Annotated in this window: 21 protein-coding genes; 5 read left to right on the forward strand and 16 right to left on the reverse strand. The window is 75.1% G+C overall.

Going from position 1 to position 23048, the window contains the following annotated elements; translation table 11 throughout:
* The 6 genes from ACFSHS_RS06285 to mftF form a co-directional block, all read right to left on the reverse strand.
* Positions 1-1468, reverse strand: a 1468-nt coding sequence (locus ACFSHS_RS06285; protein ID WP_376873376.1) for a xanthine dehydrogenase family protein molybdopterin-binding subunit, incomplete at its 3' end; no start/stop codon positions are given.
* A complete protein-coding gene (locus ACFSHS_RS06290; protein ID WP_376873378.1) occupies positions 1465-2022 on the reverse strand; it encodes a (2Fe-2S)-binding protein in 558 nt (185 codons plus the stop codon). The genes ACFSHS_RS06285 and ACFSHS_RS06290, both read right to left, overlap by 4 nt.
* Before the next feature lie 225 nt (positions 2023-2247).
* Positions 2248-3507 carry an MFS transporter gene (locus tag ACFSHS_RS06295; RefSeq protein ID WP_376873203.1) on the reverse strand — a complete coding sequence of 420 codons (1260 nt, stop codon included), beginning with the start codon at positions 3505-3507 and terminating at the stop codon, positions 2248-2250.
* A gap of 48 nt (positions 3508-3555) precedes the next feature.
* Positions 3556-4875: a GAF domain-containing protein gene (locus tag ACFSHS_RS06300; RefSeq protein ID WP_376873206.1), complete on the reverse strand. Its 1320-nt coding sequence runs from the start codon at positions 4873-4875 to the stop codon at positions 3556-3558.
* Between the two features lie 96 nt (positions 4876-4971).
* Positions 4972-6258 carry a multidrug effflux MFS transporter gene (locus ACFSHS_RS06305; RefSeq protein ID WP_376873209.1) on the reverse strand — a complete coding sequence of 429 codons (1287 nt, stop codon included), beginning with the start codon at positions 6256-6258 and terminating at the stop codon, positions 4972-4974.
* A gap of 90 nt (positions 6259-6348) precedes the next feature.
* The gene (mftF, locus tag ACFSHS_RS06310) at positions 6349-7791 is read right to left on the reverse strand and encodes a mycofactocin biosynthesis glycosyltransferase MftF (RefSeq protein WP_376873211.1); all 1443 of its coding nucleotides are present in this window, start codon (positions 7789-7791) and stop codon (positions 6349-6351) included.
* 3 nt (positions 7792-7794) lie between these two features.
* Here mftF and ACFSHS_RS06315 point away from each other — a divergent pair, with 3 nt between their 5' ends.
* The gene (locus tag ACFSHS_RS06315) at positions 7795-7956 is read left to right on the forward strand and encodes a hypothetical protein (RefSeq protein WP_376873214.1); all 162 of its coding nucleotides are present in this window, start codon (positions 7795-7797) and stop codon (positions 7954-7956) included.
* Between the two features lie 28 nt (positions 7957-7984).
* On the opposite strand, the gene mftE is transcribed toward ACFSHS_RS06315, so the two are convergent.
* On the reverse strand, positions 7985-8680 hold the full coding sequence (gene mftE, locus ACFSHS_RS06320) for a mycofactocin biosynthesis peptidyl-dipeptidase MftE (protein WP_376873217.1): 696 nt from the start codon (positions 8678-8680) through the stop codon (positions 7985-7987).
* 68 nt (positions 8681-8748) lie between these two features.
* On the opposite strand from mftE, the gene ACFSHS_RS06325 reads away from it, so the two are divergent.
* Complete coding sequence (locus ACFSHS_RS06325) at positions 8749-9228, forward strand: pyridoxamine 5'-phosphate oxidase family protein (protein ID WP_376873220.1); 480 nt, start codon at positions 8749-8751, stop codon at positions 9226-9228.
* 17 nt (positions 9229-9245) lie between these two features.
* Here ACFSHS_RS06325 and ACFSHS_RS06330 read toward each other — a convergent pair whose 3' ends face one another.
* The 4 genes from ACFSHS_RS06330 to mftA all read right to left on the reverse strand — a co-directional run bounded on the left by ACFSHS_RS06330 (position 9246) and on the right by mftA (position 12845).
* Positions 9246-11126: a putative bifunctional diguanylate cyclase/phosphodiesterase gene (locus ACFSHS_RS06330; protein WP_376873224.1), complete on the reverse strand. Its 1881-nt coding sequence runs from the start codon at positions 11124-11126 to the stop codon at positions 9246-9248.
* Between the two features lie 74 nt (positions 11127-11200).
* On the reverse strand, positions 11201-12415 hold the full coding sequence (mftC, locus tag ACFSHS_RS06335) for a mycofactocin radical SAM maturase (RefSeq protein ID WP_376873227.1): 1215 nt from the start codon (positions 12413-12415) through the stop codon (positions 11201-11203).
* Positions 12412-12711, reverse strand: a complete 300-nt coding sequence (gene mftB, locus ACFSHS_RS06340; RefSeq protein ID WP_376873230.1) for a mycofactocin biosynthesis chaperone MftB — start codon at positions 12709-12711, stop codon at positions 12412-12414. Before mftB ends, mftC begins: the two co-directional genes overlap by 4 nt.
* 11 nt (positions 12712-12722) lie before the next feature.
* Complete coding sequence (gene mftA / locus ACFSHS_RS06345; protein ID WP_376873233.1) at positions 12723-12845, reverse strand: mycofactocin precursor MftA; 123 nt, start codon at positions 12843-12845, stop codon at positions 12723-12725.
* A gap of 127 nt (positions 12846-12972) precedes the next feature.
* Between mftA and mftR the strand changes: the two genes are divergently transcribed.
* The gene (mftR, locus tag ACFSHS_RS06350; protein ID WP_376873236.1) at positions 12973-13563 is read left to right on the forward strand and encodes a mycofactocin system transcriptional regulator; all 591 of its coding nucleotides are present in this window, start codon (positions 12973-12975) and stop codon (positions 13561-13563) included.
* 120 nt (positions 13564-13683) lie between these two features.
* Positions 13684-14916, forward strand: a complete 1233-nt coding sequence (gene mftD, locus ACFSHS_RS06355; RefSeq protein ID WP_376873238.1) for a pre-mycofactocin synthase MftD — start codon at positions 13684-13686, stop codon at positions 14914-14916.
* Between the two features lie 56 nt (positions 14917-14972).
* On the opposite strand, the gene ACFSHS_RS06360 is transcribed toward mftD, so the two are convergent.
* Complete coding sequence (locus ACFSHS_RS06360; RefSeq protein WP_376873240.1) at positions 14973-16400, reverse strand: bifunctional 3-(3-hydroxy-phenyl)propionate/3-hydroxycinnamic acid hydroxylase; 1428 nt, start codon at positions 16398-16400, stop codon at positions 14973-14975.
* A gap of 153 nt (positions 16401-16553) precedes the next feature.
* On the opposite strand from ACFSHS_RS06360, the gene ACFSHS_RS06365 reads away from it, so the two are divergent.
* Positions 16554-17681: an NDMA-dependent alcohol dehydrogenase gene (locus ACFSHS_RS06365; RefSeq protein WP_376873242.1), complete on the forward strand. Its 1128-nt coding sequence runs from the start codon at positions 16554-16556 to the stop codon at positions 17679-17681.
* A 59-nt stretch (positions 17682-17740) separates the two neighbouring features.
* On the opposite strand, the gene ACFSHS_RS06370 is transcribed toward ACFSHS_RS06365, so the two are convergent.
* From ACFSHS_RS06370 to ACFSHS_RS06385, 4 genes are all read right to left on the reverse strand, one after another.
* A complete protein-coding gene (locus ACFSHS_RS06370) occupies positions 17741-19618 on the reverse strand; it encodes an AAA family ATPase (protein WP_376873244.1) in 1878 nt (625 codons plus the stop codon).
* Positions 19619-19760: 142 nt separating this feature from the next.
* The gene (locus ACFSHS_RS06375) at positions 19761-20882 is read right to left on the reverse strand and encodes an XdhC family protein (protein WP_376873246.1); all 1122 of its coding nucleotides are present in this window, start codon (positions 20880-20882) and stop codon (positions 19761-19763) included.
* On the reverse strand, positions 20875-22089 hold the full coding sequence (locus ACFSHS_RS06380) for a vWA domain-containing protein (RefSeq protein WP_376873248.1): 1215 nt from the start codon (positions 22087-22089) through the stop codon (positions 20875-20877). Before ACFSHS_RS06380 ends, ACFSHS_RS06375 begins: the two co-directional genes overlap by 8 nt.
* Positions 22082-23008 (reverse strand): AAA family ATPase, encoded by a 927-nt coding sequence (locus ACFSHS_RS06385; protein ID WP_376873250.1) that lies wholly within the window; start codon positions 23006-23008, stop codon positions 22082-22084. The genes ACFSHS_RS06380 and ACFSHS_RS06385 overlap by 8 nt, the downstream gene beginning before the upstream one ends.
* Positions 23009-23048: the final 40 nt, after the last annotated feature.

The raw sequence follows: 23048 nt of genomic DNA on the forward strand, positions 1-23048 counted from the left end.
CCCCGTAGGACAGCGAGCCGAGGACCCGCGACGGGGCGATGCCGCACATCTCCGTGAAGGTCGAGAACCCGATGCCCAGCTGCACCGGGTCGTTGGTCTCGCGCCGGCGCCGCTGCTCGGCCCGCAGCTCGTCGTAGCCGATGAGCTCCAGCGCCGTCTGAGTCGCCGCCTCGTAGTCACCGGAGTCGTACTCCATGCCCGCCACGGTGGTGTACGGGAACTCCTCGGCGTTGATCCAGTTCTTCCGGCGCAGCTCCAGCGGGTCCATGCCGAGCTCGACGGCGAGCTCGTCCATGATCCGCTCGACGGCGAAGGTCGCCTCCGGCCGCCCGGCCCCGCGGTAGGCGTCGGTGGGCACCTTGTTGGTGAACACCCCGTCGCACTCGAAGCGGTAGGCGCCCATCTTGTAGATGCCGTTGAACATGAACGCGCCGAGGACCGGCACGCCGGGGGTGATCAGCCGGAGGTACGCGCCCATGTCGGCGAGGATCCGCACCCGGATGCCGCGCAGGGTGCCGTCGCGGTCGGCGGCCGCGTCGACGTACTGGATCTGATCCCGGCCGTGGTGAGCCGTCATGAGGGACTCGCTGCGGGTCTCGGTCCACTTGACCGGCTTGCCGAGCCGGCGCGCGACGAGGAGTGCGAGCACTTCCTCGGGGTTGACCTGCAGCTTGCCACCGAAGCCGCCGCCCACGTCGGGCGCGATCACCCGGAGCTTGTGCTCCGGCACCCCGGTGACCGTGGCCAGCATCACCCGGAGGATGTGCGGCACCTGGGTCGCCGACCACATCGTGAAGTTGTCGCCCTGCGGCTGGACGACGACCGAGCGCGGCTCCATGAACGCCGGGATCAGCCGCTGCTGCACGAACCGGCGGCTGACGACGACCTCCGCGTCGGCGAACGCCTGCTCGGTGTCCGAGCCGGTGCCGGCCTCCCCGGCGTCGAAGACGAAGTGGTAGCTGGTGTTGGAGTCGAGCTGGTCGTGGACGAGGTCGGCGCCCTCCTTGACCGCCTCCTCCATGTCGACGACCGCCGGCAGCACGTCGTAGTCCACGTCCACGAGCTCGACGGCGTCCTGGGCGGCGACCTTGCTGCGGGCCACGATGATCGCGACGGCCTCGCCCACGTGGTTGACCTGGTCGACCGCGATCGACGGGTGGCCCGGGTTCACCATGTCGGGGGTGACCGGCCACGCGCAGGGGATCGACCCCTGCTCGTCGGCGAGGTCGCGACCCGTGAACACGGCGACGACGTTGGGCGACTGCTGGGCCGCGCTCACGTCGATCGAGGTGATCCTCGCGTGGGCCACGGGGCTGCGGACGACGGCGAGGTGCAGCATCCCCGGCAGCACCATGTTGTCGGTCCAGGTGGTCTTGCCGGTGATCAGCCGGGCGTCCTCCTTGCGCCGGCGGGCCTTGCCGACCTCCTTGGCGGGAGCCAGGTCGGCGGCGTTCTCGGTGATCGTCATGCCTGCACCGCCACGTGCGGAGCGGCCGCGGTGTCGACGACGGCCGGGGAGGCGTGCCCGTTCCCGGAACCCTGGTCCGCGGCTGCCCGGCCGCTCATCTCGCGCGCGGCCTGCTGCACCGCCCGGACGATGTTCTGGTAGCCCGTGCAGCGGCAGAGGTTGCCCTCGATGCCCTCCCGCACCTCGTCCTCGCTCGGATCCGGGTTGTCCTTCAGCAGGTCGATCGAGGCCATGATCATGCCGGGGGTGCAGAAGCCGCACTGGAGGCCGTGCAGCTCGTGGAAGGCCTTCTGCACGGGGTGCAGGGCGCCGTCCCTGCCGATCCCCTCGATGGTGGTCACCTCGCTGCCGTCGGCCTGGACGGCGAAGACGGTGCAGCTCTTCACGGCCTCACCGTCGAGGTGCACGGTGCAGGCGCCGCAGTTGCTGGTGTCGCAGCCGACGACGGTGCCGACCTTCCCCAGCTGCTCCCGCAGGTAGTGGACGAGAAGTGTTCGCGGTTCGACGTCGTCGGTGTACGACGCCCCGTCGACCCGTACGTTGATCTGGGTCACCGATCCTCCGCTCTGAGGTGTGCGCCCGGTCACTTCCGGAGTTCAAGGCGGAGTCTGTACCGCGGAGGGCTGGTTAGGCCAGGCTCAGTGATCCTCGACGGCCGCAGCGACCCGTCGGATCGGGTCCCGGGCGGGAAAAGCCTTGGTGAACCAGGGGAACGCGGCGTCCGGCGGCCGGGTCGGCGGCGCCGGCAACGTTGCAGCGTGGTTGCAGAAACGCCGGCGTCAGCCGACGGTCACCCGCTCCGCCGGTGCGGCGCCGGCCGCGGGGACGACCGCCCCGGCCCGCCGGTCGCGGCGCCGGAGGACGGCGGAGACCGCGAGCGGCACCAGCCCGGCGGCGGCCAGCCCGGCCCCGACGACGCTCGGCGATCGGTAGCCGAGGCCGGCGGCGATCACCAGACCACCCAGCCAGGCCCCCAGCGCGTTGGCGAGGTTGAGCGCCGAGTGGTTGAGGGCGGCACCGAGCATCTGCGCGTCGCCGGCGGTCTCCATCAGCCGCATCTGCAGGCATACGGCCAGGACGGATGCGGCGACGGACACGAGGAAGACGCCGACGAACAGCGCCGGCGCCCACGGGGAGGTCAGGGCGACGAGGGCCAGCAGCACCCCGAGGACGACGAGGCTGGCGACGAGGGAGGGGAACAGGGCCACGTCGGCCAGCCGGCCGCCCAGCGCCGTCCCGAGGAAACCGCCCGCGCCGTAGACGAGCAGCACCCACGGCACCGTGCCGCGCGAGAGCTCCGCGACGTCGGTGACGACGGGTGCGATGTAGCTGTAGAGGGCGAACATGCCGCCGAACCCGACGACGCCGACCAGCAGGGTCAGCACGACCTGGGGCCGGCGCAGGGCGCCGAGCTCACCGCGGACCGTGGCGTCGGGCCGTCCGGGGGACGACGGGACGACGGCGAGCACGGCCGCGACCGTGACGGCGGCCAGGGCGACCACCGTCCAGTACGCCGACCGCCAGCCCAGCTGCTGGCCGAGCCAGGTGGCCGCGGGGACCCCCGTCAGCATGGCCGCCGCGAGGCCCAGCAGCACGGAGCTGACCGCACGCCCCCGCAGGTGCGGTGCCACGAGGGACGCGGCCACGAGCGAGGCGACGCCGAAGTAGGCCCCGTGCGGCAGGCCGCTGAGGAAGCGGGCGGCCAGCAGGGCGCCGTATCCGGGCGCGACGGCGGTCAGCAGGTTGCCGAGGAGAAAGGCCCCCATGAGCCCGACGAGCAGCGCCCGCCGCGGCAGCCGGGCGCTCAGCGCCGCGATGACGGGGGCGCCGACGACGACCCCGAGGGCGTAGACGGAGATGACGTACCCGGCCGAGGGGATGTCGACGCCCACGCCGCGCGCGATGTCGGGGAGGACGCCCATCGTCACGAACTCGGTGGTCCCGATGGCGAAGCCGCCCACCGCCAGGGCGCCCACGGCGACGACGACGCGCAGCGCGCTCAGGGACGGACGGTCGGTCGGTGGGAGAGCGGCACTCACTCCGCGTGCCAAGAGCATCCCGGCGAGTCGCATTCCCGCCGCGGGAAGTCACCGGGGGCGGGGTGCCCGACGCAGCCGCAGGAGGTGCGCCGCCGCCGCGGCTCGGCGCGGCGAGCTCGACGGCAGCCACTCGAGGCAGGTCTGCCAGACGACGGCGTCGTCCCGGGCCTCGGGCAGCTGCGCGTACCGCAGCAGCAGCTCGGGACGGCGGCTCCTGAGCACCGCCTGCCGGAGCAGCGCGCCCACCCGCTCCCGAGCCGCCGCCACCCCCGGGGCGCGGGAGCCGGGCAGCACCGCCCCGGGATAGCGGTCCAGCGCCTCCCCGACCGCGCCGCGCGCGAGCAGGCGGCGCACCTGGTCGAGATCGGTGTCCAGACGCCGCAGCAGGCGGTACGGCCGGGACCCGACGAGATCGGCACCGACGAGGCGGCGCAGCCGCGAGAGCTCCGCGCGCACCGTGACCTCCGCCGCCTCGCCCCGATGGCACTCGGCGGCCAGCTGCACGGCGGTGCGCCCCTCGCCGGCCACCGCGGCCTCGGTCAGCAGGAGGAGCAGCTCGGAATGGCGCAGCGACAGCTCCATGGGCCCGGAGGGAAGGGTCAGCCGCGCCCGCTCCCGCCCGAGGACCTCCAGGCGGGGAGCCGGTCGCCGCAGCGGCGGCGGTCGGCGCCCCGCGCTCCGCTGCAGCTGCTCGCGGTGCTGCCAGCGCAGCTCGGACTCCACCGCCGCGACCGTCGCCCGCACGAGCGTGAGCATGTGCGGGCTGGCGACGTGGTCACCGCCGGTCACGTCGATCGCCCCCAGGAGGACCCCGGTGACCGGGTCGTGCACCGGGGCCGCCGAGCAGCTCCAGGGCTGCACCGGCCGGCGGTAGTGCTCGCTGCCGTAGATCTGCACGGGGTGGTCGACGGCCAGGGCCGTGCCGGGGGCGTTGGTGCCGACGACCTCCTCGGCCCAGCGGGAGCCCTCGACGAAGTGCATCCCGGCGGCCCGCGTCCGCAGCGCAGAGTCGCCCTCCACCCACAGCATCCGGCCGACGGCATCGGTCACCGCGACGATCATCCGGTCGTCCTCGGCGTCCTCGACCAGCAGCCGGCGGATCACCGGCATCACCGGGGCGAGCGGATGCGCCTCGCGGTAGGCCAGCAGGTCGTCGTCGAGCAGGTCGACCGGCGCGGTGCCGTCGTCGGGATCGACGCCGCTGCCGAAGGAGCGCCGCCACGAGTCACGGACGACGGAGCGCACCGCGTCGTCGGCCAGGCCGGTGCCCGTGACCAGCCGTTCGTGGGCAGCGCGCAACCGCCGGTCGTGGTCCGGGCCGGGCCGCCCCTCCGGGAGCGCCAGCCAGGGATTCACGGCCGGCGACACCGGACGCTCCGCCACCGTTGGCTCATGTCCGGGCCATCGTGGCCGGTGAACGCGATTTGCACCAGGGATCCGGTGGAGGACCACCGGATCGCCGGATCAGTGCGCGGCGACCGGGACGGCGTCGTCGTCGGGCTGGGGCAGCCGCCACGGCCGCACGACGAGCGCGAGGACGCCGATCGCGATGACCAGGGCGGTCACGACGACCGAGCCGATCGCCACGGCGTCGTTGCCCAGGAGCCCGACCACCGGGGAGACGAGGGCGCCCACCCCGAACTGGATGGCCCCCAGCAGCGCCGCCGCGGTGCCGGCGGCGTCGCCGTGCCGCGACAGCGCCAGGGCCGGGGCGTTGGGCAGCGCCAGCCCGCACGCGAAGAGCACCGCCCACAGCGTCCCCGCGACGGCCCACAGCCCGCCGGTGCCCGTCGCGGCCAGCAGCACCAGGGCGGCGCCGGCGACGGCGCCGGCGACGGTGCCCGCGACCAGCAGCTGCGCGGGCGTCCAGCGCCGCAGCAGCACGGGGTTGAGCTGGGTGGCCGCGATGAGCCAGAAGGCGCCGGCCCCGAACAGCAGGCCGAACTGCTGCTCGTCCAGGCCGAACTGGTCCTGGTAGACGAAGGCCGATCCCGAGACGTAGCTGAACAGACCGGCCATGGTCAGCCCGGCCACGAGCACCAGACCGACGTACGCGCGGTCGCGCAGCAGCTCGCGGTAGCCGCGGAGGGTGCCGCGGACGCCGGTGCTCCGCCGCCGCTCGGGCGGCAGGGTCTCGGGCAGCGTGCGGGCGCCGACCGCGATCATGAGCACGCCGTACGCGGCCAGGAACGCGAAGATCCCGCGCCACGAGGTGAACCGCAGGAGCTCGCCCCCGATGGTGGGGGCGAGCACGGGCGCCGCACCGAGCACCAGGAACAGCCGCGACAGCATCGTCGCCGCGGCCCGGCCGTCGTAGAGGTCGCGGACGATCGCGATGGCGATGACCGCACCCGCCGCCGTCCCGACCCCCTGCAGCACCCGCAGCGCGCCCAGCACGGCGAGGTTCGGGGCCACGAGCACCAGCAGGGACGCGAGCACGTGCAGCGCCGTCCCGGCCAGCAGCGGCCTGCGCCGGCCCAAGGCGTCCGACAGGGGCCCGAGCAGCAGCTGGCCCAGCGCCAGGCCGACCAGGGTCCCGGTCAGCGTCAGCTGCACCGCGGACTCCGTCGTCTCGAGATCGCCGGTGATGGTGGGCAGCGCCGGCAGGTACATGTCGATGGTCAGCGGGCCGATCGCCACGAAGGCGCCCAGGACGAGCGCCGTGCGGGCGGCACCCGGGCGCTCGACGGCGGGGGCGGCGGGTGCCGGCCCTGCCGCGGTCGTGGCGGGCCGGTTCTCCAGTGCGGTCACGGCGTTCCTCGTTCGTTCGTCGTTCTGCGCGGACGCCGACGCTGGCTGGAACCGCATGTACGCGGGCTGACAAGTTGCGGAGCGCACCTTTCATTCCCGCGAAGGGGACGAGTTCATCGCGGCAGCTTCCGGTCGACGCGGCGGGCGGGCGGGCAGGAGCGCCCGCGGCTCGCGTTCGCGTACGGCGCCGGTCCACAGCCCGGCGCCGTAGGCCAGGTCCTCCAGCCGGCGGGCGGCCGCGAACCGCAGCGGACCGATGCGTGCTCGGTGCGGCCACCACGCGAGCACGGCGTCCGCGACCATGGCGCCCGCGACCCACCGCCGCGCGCGGCGCGACGCCGCGGCCGCGGCGAGCGCCAGGGGCCAGTGGTGCCGGGTGACCGACCGCGCGAGCGCACGCCCGGACGCCGCCGAGCCGTGCGCCACCAGACCCGCCGCCAGCGGGACCGGAGGCGGCTGACCCAGCCGCCGCGCCAGCCGGACGGCGTCGACGGCGAGGATGCCGGCGGCCGCAGCCCGGCCCCGCCGACGGCCCGCGACGGCCAGCGCCCAGGCCAGGGCGGACGACGGCGCGAGCACCAGCGGCGACACGAGCGATCCGTGCCGGGCGGCCAGCAGCGCGGCGCCGGTGCCGTAGAACGCCCGCCGGCGCAGCCACTCCCCCGTGGTCGCCGGGTGCTCGTGCGCCACCGCCGCGCCGGCCTCGTACCGGACCCGCCAGCCTGCCGCGGTGAGCCGCCAGACCAGGTCGACGTCCTCGGCGACGCGCAGCGCCTCGTCGAACCCCGGCCCGACCGCCGACCGCCTGACGAGCAGTGCCGCGCTGGGCACGTAGGAGATCGCCGAGCCCGGCCGCACCGGCGCGGGATGCGGGCCCATGTCCAGCGCGCCGGCCACCGCCTCGTACGGGGCGGGCCAGCCCGGTGCGGCGGCGTCCAGGGCGACGACCCGGGGCGCGACCAGGGCCAGCCGGGGGTCGTCGAGGTGGGGCCGCAGCCGCTGGAGCCAGCCCTGCCGCGGCACGCAGTCGGAGTCGAGGAAGGCGACGAACGGCGTCGCGGCCGCCCGCAGCCCTGCGTTCCGGGCCGCGGCCGGGCCGCGCGACGCCCCGTGCCGCAGCACCCGGACCCCGGCCGTCACCGGCACCGGGACCACCGAGCCGTCGTCCACCACGACCACCGGCAGCCCCGTCGTGGCGGGGTCCGCCCGCAGGGCCGCGAGCAGGCGGCCGAGGCCGGCGGGCCGGTCGCGGACCGGGATGACGACGGTGACGTCCTCCACGGCGAGGGCGGGCGGCAGGTCCGGATGAGCGAGCCCGGCATCGAGCAACCGCGCCGCGAGGGCCGCCGTCGTCGCGTCGCGGACCACCAGCCGGTCGCCGGCCAGCATGTCGCGGGCGCGCGCCGACAGCCGGAGGAGGCGCAGCGGCGAGCCGCCGAGCAGGGCGGCGCCACCGTCGCGGCGGCGGGTCCGCGGGTCCAGCCGGACGGCGAAGCCGTCGGGCAACCGGCCCCCGGGCTCGGCTGCGGTCACCCGGTGATCGTCCCCACTGCTGCCGGGTGCCCGATGCCGGGGTGGTGCACCGCACCCCGCCGCCTGGACGACCTCACCGTGCGCAACGCCTTCTCCAGCGCGTCGGCCCCGGGTCTGCTGCACGCGCTGGACGCGGCCGTCCCGCTGTTCGCCGACGCCCTCTGACGGCGACCCTCGGGGGCGAGATGCAGGTTCAGCCGCGTAGTCGGCCCGCGCCGTCCACGTCCCACGGGCCGGCGGCGGCGACCAGGCGGTCGGCCAGGTCCGCCAGCAGCGCGGCGCCCTCGGCGGCCGACGCGCCGGCCGGATCGCCGAGGACGCCGGTCGGGCTAACCCCGCGCACGCCCTCGGCACGGAGCCGGGGCAGCAGCGCGCCGAGGGGCGCCGTGGCTCCGGCGACCGCACGGTCCTCCCGCACCCCGTCCGGTTCCACGTGCAACATCAGTGACGTCTCGGTCCGCCCGGCGTGCGCGTCACCACCGGCGACCCCGCACGGGAACCAGGCGACGTCGCGCCCCTCCGACCGCAACAGCGGGACGGCGGCGCGCAAGGCGTCGAGATTGCCACCGTGCCCGTTGACGACCAGGATCCGCCCGGCCCAGCGCCCCGCCGAGCGCCCGTACTCGACGAGCAGGCCGGTCAGCGCCTCGGTGCCGAGAGAGATCGTGCCGGGAAAGCCCTCGTGCTCCCCGCTGGCGCCGTAGGCGAGGGCAGGGGCCAGCAGCGCGCCGTCCAGCGCCCCGGCGGCCGTCTCGGCGACCGCGCAGGCGACCGACGTGTCCGTACCCAGCGGCAGGTGGTGCCCGTGCTGCTCCACCGAGCCGAGCGGGACGACGAGCAGCGGCGCCTCGGGGATCTCCGGCCAGACGGAGCCGGCCAGGGAGGTCACCGGGGCAGCGTAGGACAGCGGGGCCGGTGGCCCGTGTGAGCCGCCCGGCCGGCGGGCACCCGGAGCCCATGACCGACGACCGGGCCCGCAAGGTGACCGAGCTGATCAAGGGCGAGCGCTTCGCCTTCCTCACCACCACCGCGCCGGACGGGACGCTGACCAGCCGGCCCATGGCGCTGCAGGAGGTGGAGTTCGACGGGGAACTGTGGTTCTTCGCCGAGCGGGACTCGCGCAAGGTGTCCCACCTCGTCGCGCACCCCCAGGTCAACGTGGCCGCCGGCTCCGGCGGGTCGTGGGTCTCGCTGACCGGGCACGCCCACGTGGTGGACGACCCGGCCAGGAAGCGCGAGCTGTGGAACAGCGCCGTGGAGGCGTGGTTCCCCCAGGGTCCGGACGACCGCGGCGTGGTCCTGCTGAAGGTCGAGGGCGACTCCGCCGAGTACTGGGACAGCCCCGGGGGACGGCTGGCGACGCTGATCAGCTATGCCAAGGCCAAGGCCACCGGACAGCGGATCGACGCCGGCGAGAACGAGACCGTCGACCTCTGAGCTCTCCCCGCCGTCCCTCAGGCGGTGCGGTCGGCCTGGACCTGCTCGACCGCCGGAGCGCCGGGCTGGGCCGGCACCCGGACCGTGCGCGGCAGGCTGCGGCCGGCGAGCTCGGCCGGCTCGGGCCGCGCGAACAGATACCCCTGGGCCAGCCCGCAGTCGAGCTCGGCCAGCGCCCGGCGTTGTCCCTCGGTCTCCACGCCCTCCGCGACGACGTCGAGGCCCAGGGTGCGGGCCAGCTCGACGATCGAGGTGATCAGCGTGGCGGCCGACCGGCCGCGGGGCAGGTCCATGACAAAGCTGCGGTCGATCTTGAGGATGTCCGCGGGCAGGTGCCGCAGGTAGGACAACCCGGAGAACCCGGTGCCGAAGTCGTCGATCGCGATCCGGATCCCGAGGCTGCGCAGCGCGTCCAGCTGGGTCACGACCGAGTCGACGTCGCGCACGAGTACCCCCTCGGTGACCTCCAGGGTCAGCTGCGCGGCGGGGAACCCCGTCTCCTCAAGGGCGGCGACCACGTCGGCGGTCACGTCGCCGTCCTGGAACTGCCGCGGCGAGAGGTTCACGGCCATGCGCAGCGGCGCGCCGGTCTCGGCCATCCAGGCGGCTCCCTGGCGCAGCGCCTCGCGCAGCACCCAGCGGCCGATACCGGTGATCGCACCGGTCTCCTCGGCCAGCGGGACGAACTCCACCGGCGGCACGAGCCCGCGCTCGGGGTGGTTCCAGCGGACCAGCGCCTCGAAGCCGGTGGTCCGCCCGTCGGCCAGCCGGACGGTGGGCTGGTAGTGCACCTCCAGCTGGCCCGAGTCGGCGGCGACGGCGAGGTCCTGGGCGAAGGCGGCCCGGCGGCTGGCTTCCTCGGCCATGCCGTCGGCGTAGACGACCAGCCGGTTCTTGCCTTGTGCCTTCGCCAGGTACATCGCCAGGTCGGCGTTGCGCAGCAGCGCATCCGACGTGCGGTCGGAGTCGCTGGACCCGGCCACGCCGATGCTCGCATGCACGGTGAGCATGCCGTCGGCCAGGGGCACCGGAACCGACAACGCCACCAGGGCTCGCTCGGCCACGGAGCGGGCCACGTCGGCACCGCCGTTGACGACGACGGCGAACTCGTCGCCGCCGATGCGCGCGACGACGTCGCCCGTCCGCACGCAGCCGCGCAGCCGCTCGGCGAGAACGAGCAGCAGCTCGTCGCCGGCGGCGTGACCGCGGCTGTCGTTGACGGCCTTGAAGTCGTCGAGGTCGATGAACAGCAGACTGACGCTCCCGCCGCGGGCCAGCAGGCGGTGGGTGATCTCCTCGAGCAGCGTCCGGTTGGCCAGGCCGGTCAGCGGGTCGCTGAGCACCTGGTCCTCGTTGAGCCGCCAGGCGGCCAGGTGGGCGATGCTCGCGGCCAGCACGAACGCCGCGTGGATGCCGGCCCACAGCCACGGGTCGTGCACGGCGTCGTGGCTGTAGACCGCGTGCGGGTAGATCGTTCCGACCACGCCGTGGTGGAGGGTGACGACGACCAGGGCGATGCCGTACGGCGCCCAGTCCTGGTACAGCGAGACGACGCCGACCATCACGAAGAACACGAAGTGCGCCTCGGTGACGCCGGCCCACAGGTGCACGAGGGCGGCGGAGGCGGCCATCAGGCTCAGGGTGGTGGCGGCGGCGCGGCCCTTGCGACCCAGCTGCGGCACACCGGCCAACGCGACCGGACCTGCCACGGCGGCGAGAACGGCGACGGCGGCCGGCTGCCCGTGCCCACGCAGCCAGGCGAACAGCACCAGCAGGGCGGCCGAGGTCAGGCAGAGCCGGACGATGGCCCGGTGGCGCCGCTCCCAGACGGCGTCGGGCAGCAGGCGCCCCTCGGGCAGCAGGCGGACGGCCCGGTCCCGCAGGCGGAGGAGGATCACCCTCGGCTGATCGGCGGCACCGCCGCCGTCCTGGAGCGTCCGGGACCGGCCATCCCCCTTCGGGGTGGGACGGATCAGCGCGGGCCGAGGCCGGCGAGGGGTGACTCGTCGCAGATCTTGGCCGGGATCGGCGGGATGCCGAGCAGCGTCGGCTGACCTCGCACGGGGCCCGCGTGCGAGTGGTCGACGTGGCTGCGCGGCGTGACCAGGTCCGCGTCCCGGGCGGCCAGCGCCGCCTCGCCGTACCCCTGGACGCACTCGGGATCGGGGCCGTCCAGCGGCAGCCCGGTGAAGAACTTCGCCGCCATGCAGCCGCCCCGGCACGAGTCGAAGTGCGCGCACCGCGTGCACGCGCCGCCGGTCTGCGGGCTGCGCAGCTCGGCGAACAGCTCGCTGGACCGCCAGACCCGCGAGAAGCCGCCCTCGTCGCGGACGTTGCCGGCGAGGAAGCTCTCGTGGATCGCGAACGGGCACGCGTACACGTCGCCCACCGGGTCGATGAGGCAGACCACCCGCCCGGCGCCGCACAGGTTGAGCCCCGGCAGCGCCTCCCCGAACGCCGACAGGTGGAAGAACGAGTCGCCGGTGAGGACTCGCTCACCGTTGGCGAGCAGCCAGGCGTAGAGCTCGCGCTGCTGCTGCTGGGTGGGGTGCAGCCGGTCCCAGACGTCGGCGCCGCGGCCGGACGGGCGCAGCCGGGTAATCCGCAGCTGCGCGCCGTAGCGGTCGGTGAGGGCCTTGAACTCGTCGAGCTGGCCGGCGTTCTCCCGGGTGACGACGACGGAAACCTTGAAGTCGCGCATCCCCGCCTCGGCCAGGTTCTCCAGCGCGCGGACGGCGGTGGCGAACGAGCCGGCCCCCCGGACCCGGTCGTTGACCTCGGCCGTGGCGCCGTCCAGGGAGATCTGCACGTCGACGTAGTCGGTGGCCGCCAGCTGCTCGGCACGGGCCCGGTCCAGCTTGATGCCGTTGGTGGAGAACTTGACGCCCACGTCGTGGCCGATGGCGTAGTCGAGCAGGTGCCAGAAGTCCGGCCGCACGGTGGGCTCGCCGCCGCCGACGTTGACGTAGAAGACCTGCATCCGCTGCAGCTCGTCGATCACCGCCTCCGCCTCGGCGGTGGACAGCTCCCGGGGGTCGCGCCGTCCCGAGGAGGACAGGCAGTGCACGCACGCCAGGTTGCAGGCGTAGGTGAGCTCCCAGGTGAGGCAGATGGGTGCGTCGAGGCCGTACTCGAACTGGTCGACCAGCCGGCCGCCCACGGGCCGGTCGGGCAGCACGGTGGTCACGAGGTCCTCATTTCGATCATCTGCGAACGAGCGAGGTCGGCGAGCGCCCTCACGTACGTGCCGCGCTGCGCCTCTGGCACGCCGCAGGCGGTGAGCGCGGCGTCGGCGGTGGCGTGGTCGGCCAGGGCCTCCACGACCGCCACCAGGGTCTTCGACTTCAGGAAGCTGAGCTTCCGGTTGCCGAAGTGGTAGGCCAGCGCGCCGAACGGCTCCGGCCGCAGGGCCACCGACCGGGCCTTCCGCCAGGGCAGGTCGACGTCGAACCCGGAGCCGGACGGCGCCACCGCGGAAGGCACGGGGACGTCGGTCAGTAGACGCCGCACATGCCGTCGATGGAGACCTCCTCCACCAGCGACTCCTCCACCAGCTCCTCCTCCGCGACCGCCGGGGCGTCGAGGACGGGGGCGTCGGTCTGGGGCGTCTCGGGCACGGCGGACCTCCGGGGCGGTGGGCGCGGGTCGGTGCCGCGGACGTTAGTGACACCGGATGCCATCGGCAACGCCGGAGCGGGCTCCGGCTGCGGCCGCGGACCTGGCGGAGCGGGTCAAGATGTGCGCGTGACGCAGACCCGTACGGACCCCGCCCGGGGGACGCGAGCGCGGGTCGAGCGGGCGGCCCTCGACCTGTTCGCCGTCCGGGGCTTCGCGAACGTTCCCAGCGACGAGGTCGCGGACGCCGCCGGCATCAGCCGGCGCACCTTCTTCCGCTACTACGCGACCAAGGCCGACGCGGTGTGGGGCGACTTCGCCGGTCACGTCGCCCGCCTCGAGGGGTTGCTGGCGGCCGCGGACCCGGCGCGGCCGGTGCTGGCGTCGGTCTGCGCGGCCTACGTCGAGGCCAACGACTACCCCGCGGCCGAGCTGCCCCTGCTACGCGCGCGGATGCGGCTCATCCTGGGCGAACCGGCCCTGCTCGCGCACTCCCAGCTGCGCTTCGCCGAGGTCGACCGGGTGGTCGCGCGGTACGTCGCCGGCCGGACCGGCGCCCCGCCCACCGCCCTGGTCCCCCGGCTGGTGGCGGCGACCACGCGGGCCGCGGCGACGACCGCGTTCGAGGCGTGGCTGGCCGACGAGCGCTCGTCGCTCGTCGGGCACCTGCACCAGGCCTTCGCCGAGATGGCTGCCGGATTCCCCGGGCTCGGCCGCTGACGCCGGCCGCCGGACTGTGTCGGGGGTCTCCCCGCGCACGTATAGCCTGGCACTCAGTGCCACCGCCGGTCGCGGCCGGCCCAGCTCCCCGGCCGGGCCGGGCCTACGAGGAGGTCGACGATGGCGAACCCGTGGTTCGAGTCCGTGGCGGAGGCGCAGCGGCGGGCGAGGAAGCGGCTGCCCAAGGGCGTCTACGGCGCCCTGGTGGCCGGCTCCGAGCGGGGACTGACCCTCGAGGACAACCTGGCCGCCTTCGCGGAGCTGGGTTTCGCCCCGCACACCGCCGGTCTGGCCAACGAGCGGAACACGGGCATCACGGTCATGGGCCAGTCCCTGTCGATGCCGGTCCTGATCAGCCCCACGGGGGTGCAGGCCGTCCACCCCGACGGCGAGGTCGCCGTCGCACGCGCCGCGGCCGCCCGGGGGATCGCGATGGGGCTGTCCTCCTTCGCCAGCAAGCCGATCGAGCAGGTCGTCGCGGCGAATCCGCAGACCTTCTTCCAGGTGTACTGGGTGGGGACGCGCGAGGAGATGCTCGCCCGCATGGAGCGCGCCCGCCGGGCCGGCGCCGTCGGGCTGATCGCCACGCTCGACTGGTCGTTCGCCTACGGGCGCGACTGGGGCAGCCCGTACATCCCCGAGAGGATCGACTTCGAGGCGGCCCGCCGGTACGCGCCCCAGGTGCTCGCGCGCCCCCGCTGGCTGTGGGACTTCGCGAGGACCAGGAAGCTCCCCGATCTGACGGTGCCCAACATGGTGGCCACCCCCGGGGAGCCGGCACCCACCTTCTTCGCCGCCTACGGCATGTGGATGCAGTCGCCGATGCCCACCTGGGAGGACGTCGCCTGGCTGCGCGAGCAGTGGGACGGGCCGTTCATGCTCAAGGGCGTCATGCGGGTCGACGACGCGAAGCGAGCCGTGGACACCGGCGTCACCGCGATCTCGGTCTCCAACCACGGCGGCAACAACCTCGACGGCACCCCCGCGTCGATCCGGGCACTGCCCGCCATCGCCGACGCGGTCGGCGACCGGATCGAGGTGCTGCTGGACGGCGGCATCCGGCGCGGCGGCGACGTCGCCAAGGCACTGGCGCTCGGCGCCAGGGCGGTCATGATCGGCCGGGCCTATCTGTGGGGCCTGGCCGCCAACGGGCAGGCCGGCGTGGAGAACGTGCTGGACCTGATCCGCGACGGACTCGGGTCGGCGATGGTCGGGCTCGGCCGCCCGTCCGTCGCCGAGCTGAGCCGCGAGGACCTCGTCGTCCCGCCCGGCTTCGAGCGGCAGCTGGGCGGCACGGCGGTGGACAGCGCCCTGGAGCCTGTCTCGCCGTCCCGCCGCCGCCGCGAGGCCTGACCGCCGGCGCCACCGTGCGCCCGACCGCCCGATCCGGTGGATGCGCGCACGGCGGCTCAGGATCGGGCCGCTCGCACGATGCGGTCGGGCCGGATGCGCACCGCCGTGGCGGGGCCCAGCCAGCGCCGGAGGGTGCCGCTCGGATCCTCGACCCGGGTCTGCGAGCCGTCCGCCCGACGCACGACCAGGTCCACCGTGAGCTCCGCGCAGCCGGCGCCCAGCACGTCGTCCAGGCGGCACCGCTTCCCGTCGGCGAGCACCTCCGGCTGGGGGACGAGCGAGCCGGCCAGCCGCCGTCCCGCCCGGCCCCGCCGGTCGACGAGCGGACCGGACCGCAGCGGCGGCGTCCGGCTGTCGGTGGCCAGCCGCGCGACGGCCGGGATCCGGCGGACGACGGCGAGCACGCCCCGCCGCAGGGCGTCGCCCCCGCGCCCTCCCCCCGTCATCAGCCGGCCCAGCAGCTGCGCGACCCGGATCAGGGCCCGGGCGTGCGGCTCCCGCTCGGCCTGATGGGTGTCCAGCAAACGGTCGTCGGCCTCGCCCGCGAGGACGGCGGCGAGCTTCCACGCCAGCTGGTGCACGTCGCGCAGCCCCAGGCCCAGCCCCTGCCCCACGAACGGCGGGGACAGGTGGGCGGCGTCGCCGGCCAGCAGGACCCGGCCGGCGCGCCAGCGGTCGGCCACCTGCGCGCGGAACGTGTACTCCGCCGCCCGGACGACCTCGACCTTCGACGGGTCGACCGGCGCGAGCAGGGCCCCCAGCCGCTCCGGCGAGGTCGCCCCGGTGACCGTCTCCCCCGGCCGCAGCCGGCACTCCCAGCGGTAGCGGTCGCCGGTGACCGGCATGAACGTCGCCGGCCGGGCGGCGTCGCAGACCTGGTGCACCCCGGGCCAGATCGGCAGCTCCACGGGCGACCGGATGTCCAGGACCAGCCAGCGGTCCGCCGGGCCGAGGTCCCGCATGGACGCGCCGATCAGTGCCCGCACGGTGCTGTTGGCCCCGTCGCAGCCCAGCACGGCGACCGCCCGGACGGACCGTTCCCCACCGCCGACGACCACGAGCACGCCGTCGGCGTCCTGCCGCAGGCCGGTGACCGCCACCCCGCGCTCGACGGTCACCCGGGGCTGCGCGGTGGCGGCCGCGGCGAGGACCGCCTCCAGGTCCGGCTGGTGGACCAGCGAGCCCTGGGGCCAGCCGTGCACCCCCGCGTCCGGGTCGCGGGCGAACTCGGCCAGCACCCGGTGCGCGGCGTCGAGCAGCCGGAGCCCGGCCATCGGTCGGCTGCGCGCCAGGACGGCGTCGGCGACGCCCGCGTCCTGCAGCACCCGGAAGACCTCGTCGTCCAGGTGCACCGCCCGTGGCAGCGGATAGGGCTCCGGATGCCGCTCGAGGACCAGCACCTCCACGCCCCGCCGGGCCAGCAGCAGCGCCGCCGTCAGCCCGACCGGCCCGGCGCCGACCACGACGACGGGCTTCCCGGGCACCGGCCCAGTGTCGCCGAGCGCTGCACGACGTTGCACCGCGGTGGGCCCGCCGGCGGCCCTGTGACAAGCTCCGCAGGCTGTGGTGCGGAGCACACCAGCCCGTGCATGTCGTCCGGCTCCCGCCAACGGTGGCGGGGCGTGAAGGGAGACTCGGTGAAGACCAAGGGTGCGATTCTGTGGGGCGTCGGCGAGGAGTGGTCGGTCGAGGAGATCGAGATCGGCGACCCGAAGGAGGGTGAGGTCCAGGTCCAGCTCGCCGCCTCCGGTCTCTGCCACTCCGACGAGCACCTCGTCACCGGCGGGACGCCGGTCGAGTTCTACCCCGTGATCGGCGGGCACGAGGGCTCGGGCATCGTCACCAAGGTCGGCCCGGGGGTCACGGGCCTGAAGGAGGGCGACCACGTCGTCACCGCGTTCATCCCTGCCTGCGGGGTGTGCCCGCCCTGTTCGCGCGGCCAGCAGAACCTGTGCGACCTCGGCGCCAACCTGCTGGCCGGCACGTCGATCTCCGACGGCGGTTACCGGGTCCAGGCCCGCGGCAAGGACGTCATCCCGATGTGCCTGCTCGGCACCTTCTCGCCCTACATGACGGTGCACCAGGCGTCGGTCGTGCGGATCGAGCCGGACATCCCCCTCGACGTGGCGGCGCTGGTCGGCTGCGGCGTGACCACCGGCTGGGGTTCGGCGACGAAGGTGGCCGACGTCCGTCCCGGCGAGAACGTCGTCGTCATGGGCGTCGGGGGCGTGGGCATGAACGCGGTCCAGGGCGCGGCGGCGGCCGGCGCGAAGCGGGTCATGGTCATCGAGCCGGTCGCCCGGAAGCGCGAGTGGGCCATGGACATGGGCGCCACCCACACCTTCGCGAGCATCGAGGAGGCGACCCCGGCGATCAACGAGCTGACCTGGGGTCGCATGGCCGAGAAGACGATCATCACGGTCGGCGACATCCAGGGCGAGGACATCGCCGCGGCCCTCAGCGTGACCGGCAAGGGCGGCCGCGCCGTCGTCACCGGCATGGGCAACGCCGCCAACGTTGACGTCAAGCTCAGCCTGTTCGAGCTGACCCTGCTGCAGAAGGACCTCCAGGGCGCCATCTTCGGCGGTCTGGCCCCGCGCAACGCCATCCCGGAGCTGCTGTCGCTCTACCAGGAGGGCCAGCTCAAGCTGGACGAGCTGGTCACCACCCGGTACTCCCTCGAGGACATCAACCAGGGCTACCAGGACATGCGCGACGGCAAGAACATCCGCGGGATGATCGTCTACACCGATGCCGACCGCTGAAGGACCCCCTGCCCCCACCACTCGCACGCTCGTGGCGGCCCCCGCCGGGGCCGCGGCGCTCAAGCCAGCAAGCGGGTGAGGGCGGGGGGCAGGTCGGTCAGCGTCGCCACCGGCTGCACGAGTCCCCCGCCACGGGCGGCCAGCGCCTGCGCCGCGGAGAGCGCCTCCTCCGACGGGAGGGGGCAGAGCACGTGGAGCCGGTCGATGCCGGCCAGCGCGCCGGCGGCGGCGTCCCCCGACGTCGACAGGCAGTCCGACAGCAGGACGACGACGCGCTCGTCGGCGGTCGCGGGCAGCAGCTCCCGCCGCGCTCCGCGGAGGGCCGCGGCCAGGTCGGTCCTCCCGTGGCCCCGCAGTCCGACCAGGTCCAGCACCACGTCCTCGGCCGCGCGGTGCCTCCCGTACGCCTGCAGCACCGTGACGTCGTCGGCGAACGTGAGGACGCTGGTCCGCAGCCGCTCGTCCGCGGCGAGGACGACGCCCGCCGCGGCGACCGCCGCGATGGCGACCCCGAGCCCCTGCATCGACCCCGACCGGTCGACCAGGAGGCAGACCGCTCGGCGGGCGCCCGTCCAGCTGCGGGTGACCAGGTCCTCGGCCGCCGGCGGCCACACGCCGGACCAGCGGTCCAGCGTGCGATCGAGGTCCAGGTCGCCCTCCGGACGGCGGGTGGGCACCAGCCGCCGCGTGCCCCGCGCCCGGGCCGCTCCCACCCGGCCGACCTGGACGAACACGCGGGCGGCCAGCCGGCGCGCGGCGGCGCGCAGCTCGCGGTCGGTGGCCAGCGCCAGGTCGGCGAGCAGGGCGGCCGCCGCCTCCGGGTCGCGGCCCATCAGCCCGGCGAACGCCTCCTCGTCCAGCTCGCCGACCTCCGGGCTGACGTCCGGGAACGCCTCGTGCCGCAGCTGCATCTCCCGCCGCCCGGTCGTGCGGGGGGAGCGGCGGGAGGCGCGGTCGCGGCGGGCGGGGCCGCGAGCGTCGGGGCCCGCCGCCTCAGCGGTCGGGCCCTGCGCTTTTCCCCGGCCGCCCGGGGGCGGTGCGTCGCCGGCCGCGGGATCGGCCTCGGCGCCCGGCGGCTGAGCGGCCGCGGGCCAGACGGCGTCCAGGATCTCGTCGAGCACGGCCTCCGGGGTCCGCTCGACGCCCTCGGTGACCCGGATGCGCCCCGACAGCGCCGCGTGGGTGGCGTCGCGGGCCGTCTCGCGCGCACCGGGTCCGGCGAGGTCCTGGCCGCGCATCGCCAGCAGCCCGTCCAGGAGCAGCACCAGGTCGATGGCGCCGCGGACCGACGAGCCCGTGCGCAGGTCGCGGTGCTCCCGCGTGGCACGCGCCAGCCGGACGGCGAGGACCACCTGCGACCCGTCCGCGCCGGTGGCGCCGGCGACGATCGCGCGCTCGGCCGCCTCGGGCTGGTAGCCGAGCACCACCCGGCACATCCGGTCGGCGATGGCCTGGCCGACCCGCGCGGTGCCGATCGCGTCGAAGGGGTTCATGGCCGCGATCAGCCGGAAGCCGGCCGCGGCCCGCACCGTGCCCAGCCGCGGAACGGCGATCTCGCCCTCCGTGAGCACCGTGATGAGGACGTTGAGCGTCTCCTCCGGGATGCGGTTGAGCTCCTCCAGGTAGAGCAGGCCCGATCCGCGCATCGCCGCGAGCAGCGGCCCGTCGGTGAAGTTCTCGGGCGTGTAGCCGCCGGCGAGGACCGCGGCCGGATCGTACTGACCGACCAGCCGGGCCGGGGTCAGCTCGGCGTTGCCCTCCACGAAGACGACGTCCTGGCCGGTCTCGGCCGCGACCGAGCGCAGCAGGGTGGACTTCCCCGTGCCCGGCGGCCCCTCGAGGACGACGTGCCGGTGGGTGGCCAGGGCCACGGTGAGCACTTCCCGTTCCCGGTCCAGCCCGACGACGGGAGCGGGCACGGCGGCGTCCACGGTCACCCGGCCTTTCTAGCCCAACGGCGCCGCTCCACCGCGAGAGTTCGGCAGTTGATCATCGGCATGTGGCTGGGCGCCACGCCGGGCGCGGCAGCCACTCGACGGTGATCAACGAGGGAGGGACGACGACGGCGGCCCGGCTCGCTCAGCGGTCGGCCGTCCGGTGGATGGGGCCGTCGGTGCCGGCCAGCCGCTCGCCCGTGCCGCCCCACCGCCCGGCGATGATCTCCGCGGCGATGGAGATCGCCGTCTCCTCCGGCGTCCGGGCGCCCAGGTCCAGTCCGATGGGGGAGGACAACCGGCCGATCTCCTCCTTCGTCAGCCCGGCCTCGACCAGCCGCGCCAGCCGCTCGTCGTGCGTCCGCCGGGACCCCATGGCGCCGACGTAGGCCACCGGCAGCCGCAGCGCGACCTCCAGCAGCGGGACGTCGAACTTCGGGTCGTGGGTCAGCACGCACAGCACCGTGCGCTCGTCGATGCGCCCCGCGTCCACCTCCGCCTGCAGGTAGCGGTGCGGCCATTCGACGACCACCTCGTGGGCCTCCGGGAACCGCTTCGGCGTCGCGAAGACCGGCCGCGCGTCGCAGACGGTCACCCGGTAGCCGAGGAAGGCGCCCACCCGGGCGACGGCGGCGGCGAAGTCGATCGCGCCGAAGACCACCATGCGCGCCGGCGGGGCGAAGGAGTTCACGAAGAGGGTCAGCTCGTCGCCGCGGCGCTCGCCGTCGTGCCCGACGTGCAGCAGCCCGGTGCGCCCGGCGGCGAGCATGCCGCGCGCGTCGGCGGCGACGGCGTCGTCCAGCCGCTGCAGGCCCAGCGTGCCCGACTCCCGGTCCGGCCAGACCACCAGCCGCCGGCCCAGCCGGTCGTCGGGGCCCTTGACCACCGTGACGACGGCGACCGGCTCGTGCCGGTCCACCGAGTCGGCGATCTCGCCGAGCTCGGGGAAGGACTCGCGGGAGATCGGCTCGACGAAGACGTCCAGGATGCCGCCGCAGGTCAGGCCCACGGCGAACGCGTCGTCATCGCTCACGCCGTAGCGCTGCAGCACGGGCACGCCGGTCTCGACGGCGTCCTTCGCCTCCTCGTAGACCGCGCCCTCGACGCAGCCCCCGGACACGCTGCCGACCGCCGTCCCGTCCGGCCCGACCAGCATCGAGGCGCCGGCCGGCCGGGGCGCGGACCGCCAGGTGGCGACCACGGTGCCCATGCCGACGGTCTCGCCCGCCTGCCACCAGCCGATCAGGTCGTCCAGTACGTCACGCATGCGACGGATCCTTCCCGGGATGGCGGCCCCCGTGCGGGGTTCCGCCACGAGCGTGCGAGAGGTGTGAGGCACGGGGGTCCTTCAGCACTCCCGTCAGCTCCTCGAACGCGGCGAGGCTGTGCCCCGACACGAAGTGGTCGACCGAGGGCAGCGCCGCCCGCATGCCACCGGTCAGCGGTTCGTAGCCGGCCCGGCCCTTGTGCGGATTCACCCAGACGACGGCGTGCGCCAGGCGCCGCAGCCGCGCCATCTGCTCGGCGAGCAGCTCCGTCCCGCCGCGCTCCCAGCCGTCGCTGCACACCACGATCACCGCGCCGCGGGCGGTCCCGCGCTGCCCCCACCGGTCGAGGAAGACCTTGAGCACCTCGCCGAGGCGGGTGCCGCCGGACCAGTCGGGGATGGCCGCGCCGCTGGCGGCCAGCGCCCGGTCGGTATCGCGCAGCCGCATCTCGCGGGTGACCCGGGTCAGCCGGGTGCCGATCGTGAAGACCTCGGTGCTGCCCGGCCGCGCGCGGACGGCGGCGTGCGCGAAGCGGAGCAACGCGTCGGCGTACGGCGCCATCGAGCCCGACACGTCGACCAGCAGGACGACGCGCCGCGGCCGGGCCTGCGGGCGGTGGTGCAGCAGCCGGCTGACCTCGCCGCCGCCGCGCAGCGCCCGGCGCACCGTGCGGGCGGGATGGACGGCGCCCTGCGCGCTGGGCCGCCGGCGCCGCGACGGGCGCATGGGCGCCGCGGGCACCAGCAGGCCGAAGAGCCGGCGCAGGTGCTCGCGCTCGGCCGGGGTCAGCTGCGCGACGTCCCGGTGGCGCAGCACCTCGGCGGCGCTGGCCTGGACGGCCAGGTCCGGGGTCTCGCCGTCGTCCTCCCCCTCCCCGGTGCCCGGGTCCAGCGGCGCCGACGCCGCGAGGTGCACCTCCGGACGGCCCGGCGGGCGTGCGGCCCGCGGCCGCTCGCCGGCGAACCAGGCGGCGAAGGCGGCGTCGTAGCGGTCGAGGTCGTCGGGGCCCGCGCACAGCGTCAGGCGGCCGGCCCAGTAGACGGCTCCGGGGTCGAGCACGTCGAGGCATCCCAGGGCCGAGAGCATCGCCTCGACGCGGTCCGGTGACGCGGCCACCCCGGCATGGCGCAGCGTGCGGGCGAAGCCGAGCACCGTGTCGACGACGTCCCGCTGTGCGGTCGCGGCTCCCCTCGCGCGCTCAGGCACCGAAGAGGGCTCCCCGGGCCAGCGCCTGGACGCGCTCGGTGTCCTCCCGGTACTTGAGCACCGCCCCGAGGGTGCGGGCCGCCAGGTCGGGGTCGAGGTCGCGCGCACCCAGCGTGTGCAGCGCGGTCGCCCAGTCCATCGACTCGGCGATGCCCGGCGGCTTCAGCAGGTCGAGGGTCCGGAGCTTGGCCGCGGCCCGGGCGACCTCGCGGGCCAGTTGCTCGGTCACCTGCGGCAGGCGCCGGCGCAGGATCGCCACCTCGCGGTCGAACTCCGGGTGCTGCAGCCAGTGGTAGAGGCAGCGCCGCTTGAGGGCGTCGTGCACCTCGCGGGTCCGGTTGGACGTGAGGACGACCAGCGGCGGGGTCTGCGCCCGGACGGTGCCCAGTTCCGGGATGGAGATGGTGAAGTCGGACAGCACCTCGAGCAGGAACGCCTCGAACTCGTCGTCGGCCCGGTCGACCTCGTCGACGAGCAGGACGCTGGGCGAGTCCTCCAGCGCCTGCAGCAGGGGCCGGGCCAGCAGGAACCGCCGGTCGTAGAGCGAGGCCTCGAGCTGCTCGGTGTCCTGGGTGGCGTGCGCCGCCTCCGCGGCCCGCAAGTGCAGCAGCTGCCGGCCGAAGTCCCAGTCGTACAGGGCCTGGCTGGCCTCGAGGCCCTCGTAGCACTGCAGCCGGTAGATCGGCCGGGCGGTGACGCGGGCCAGCGCGTGGGCCAGCGCGGTCTTGCCGACGCCCGCCTCGCCCTCCAGGAACAGCGGGCGGTGCATGACCAGCGCCAGGTAGGCGGCCGTCGCCAGCCCCTCGTCGGGCAGGTACCCGGTGCCCTCGAGCGCCGCGGCCAGCTCGCCGGGGCCGGAGAATCCCGGGGCCGCGGCATCGGGTGCGGCGGCGAGGGGTTGCACGGTGGGCTCGCTCACATCAGCGAGCATCCCACCTGCGGGAAGTCCCCTCATGGGA

It is taken from the genome of Blastococcus deserti, from assembly GCF_042682525.1.
Lineage (GTDB): Bacteria > Actinomycetota > Actinomycetes > Mycobacteriales > Geodermatophilaceae > Blastococcus_B > Blastococcus_B deserti.

Bases quoted from the DNA above. Each gene is read 5' to 3' on its own strand.
- ACFSHS_RS06325 (WP_376873220.1), top strand. From the start codon at position 8,749: ATGACCGACGACCGGGCCCGCAAGGTGACCGAGCTGATCAAGGGCGAG.
- mftD (WP_376873238.1), top strand. From the start codon at position 13,684: ATGGCGAACCCGTGGTTCGAGTCCGTGGCGGAGGCGCAGCGGCGGGCG.
- ACFSHS_RS06375 (WP_376873246.1), bottom strand. From the start codon at position 20,882: ATGCGTGACGTACTGGACGACCTGATCGGCTGGTGGCAGGCGGGCGAG.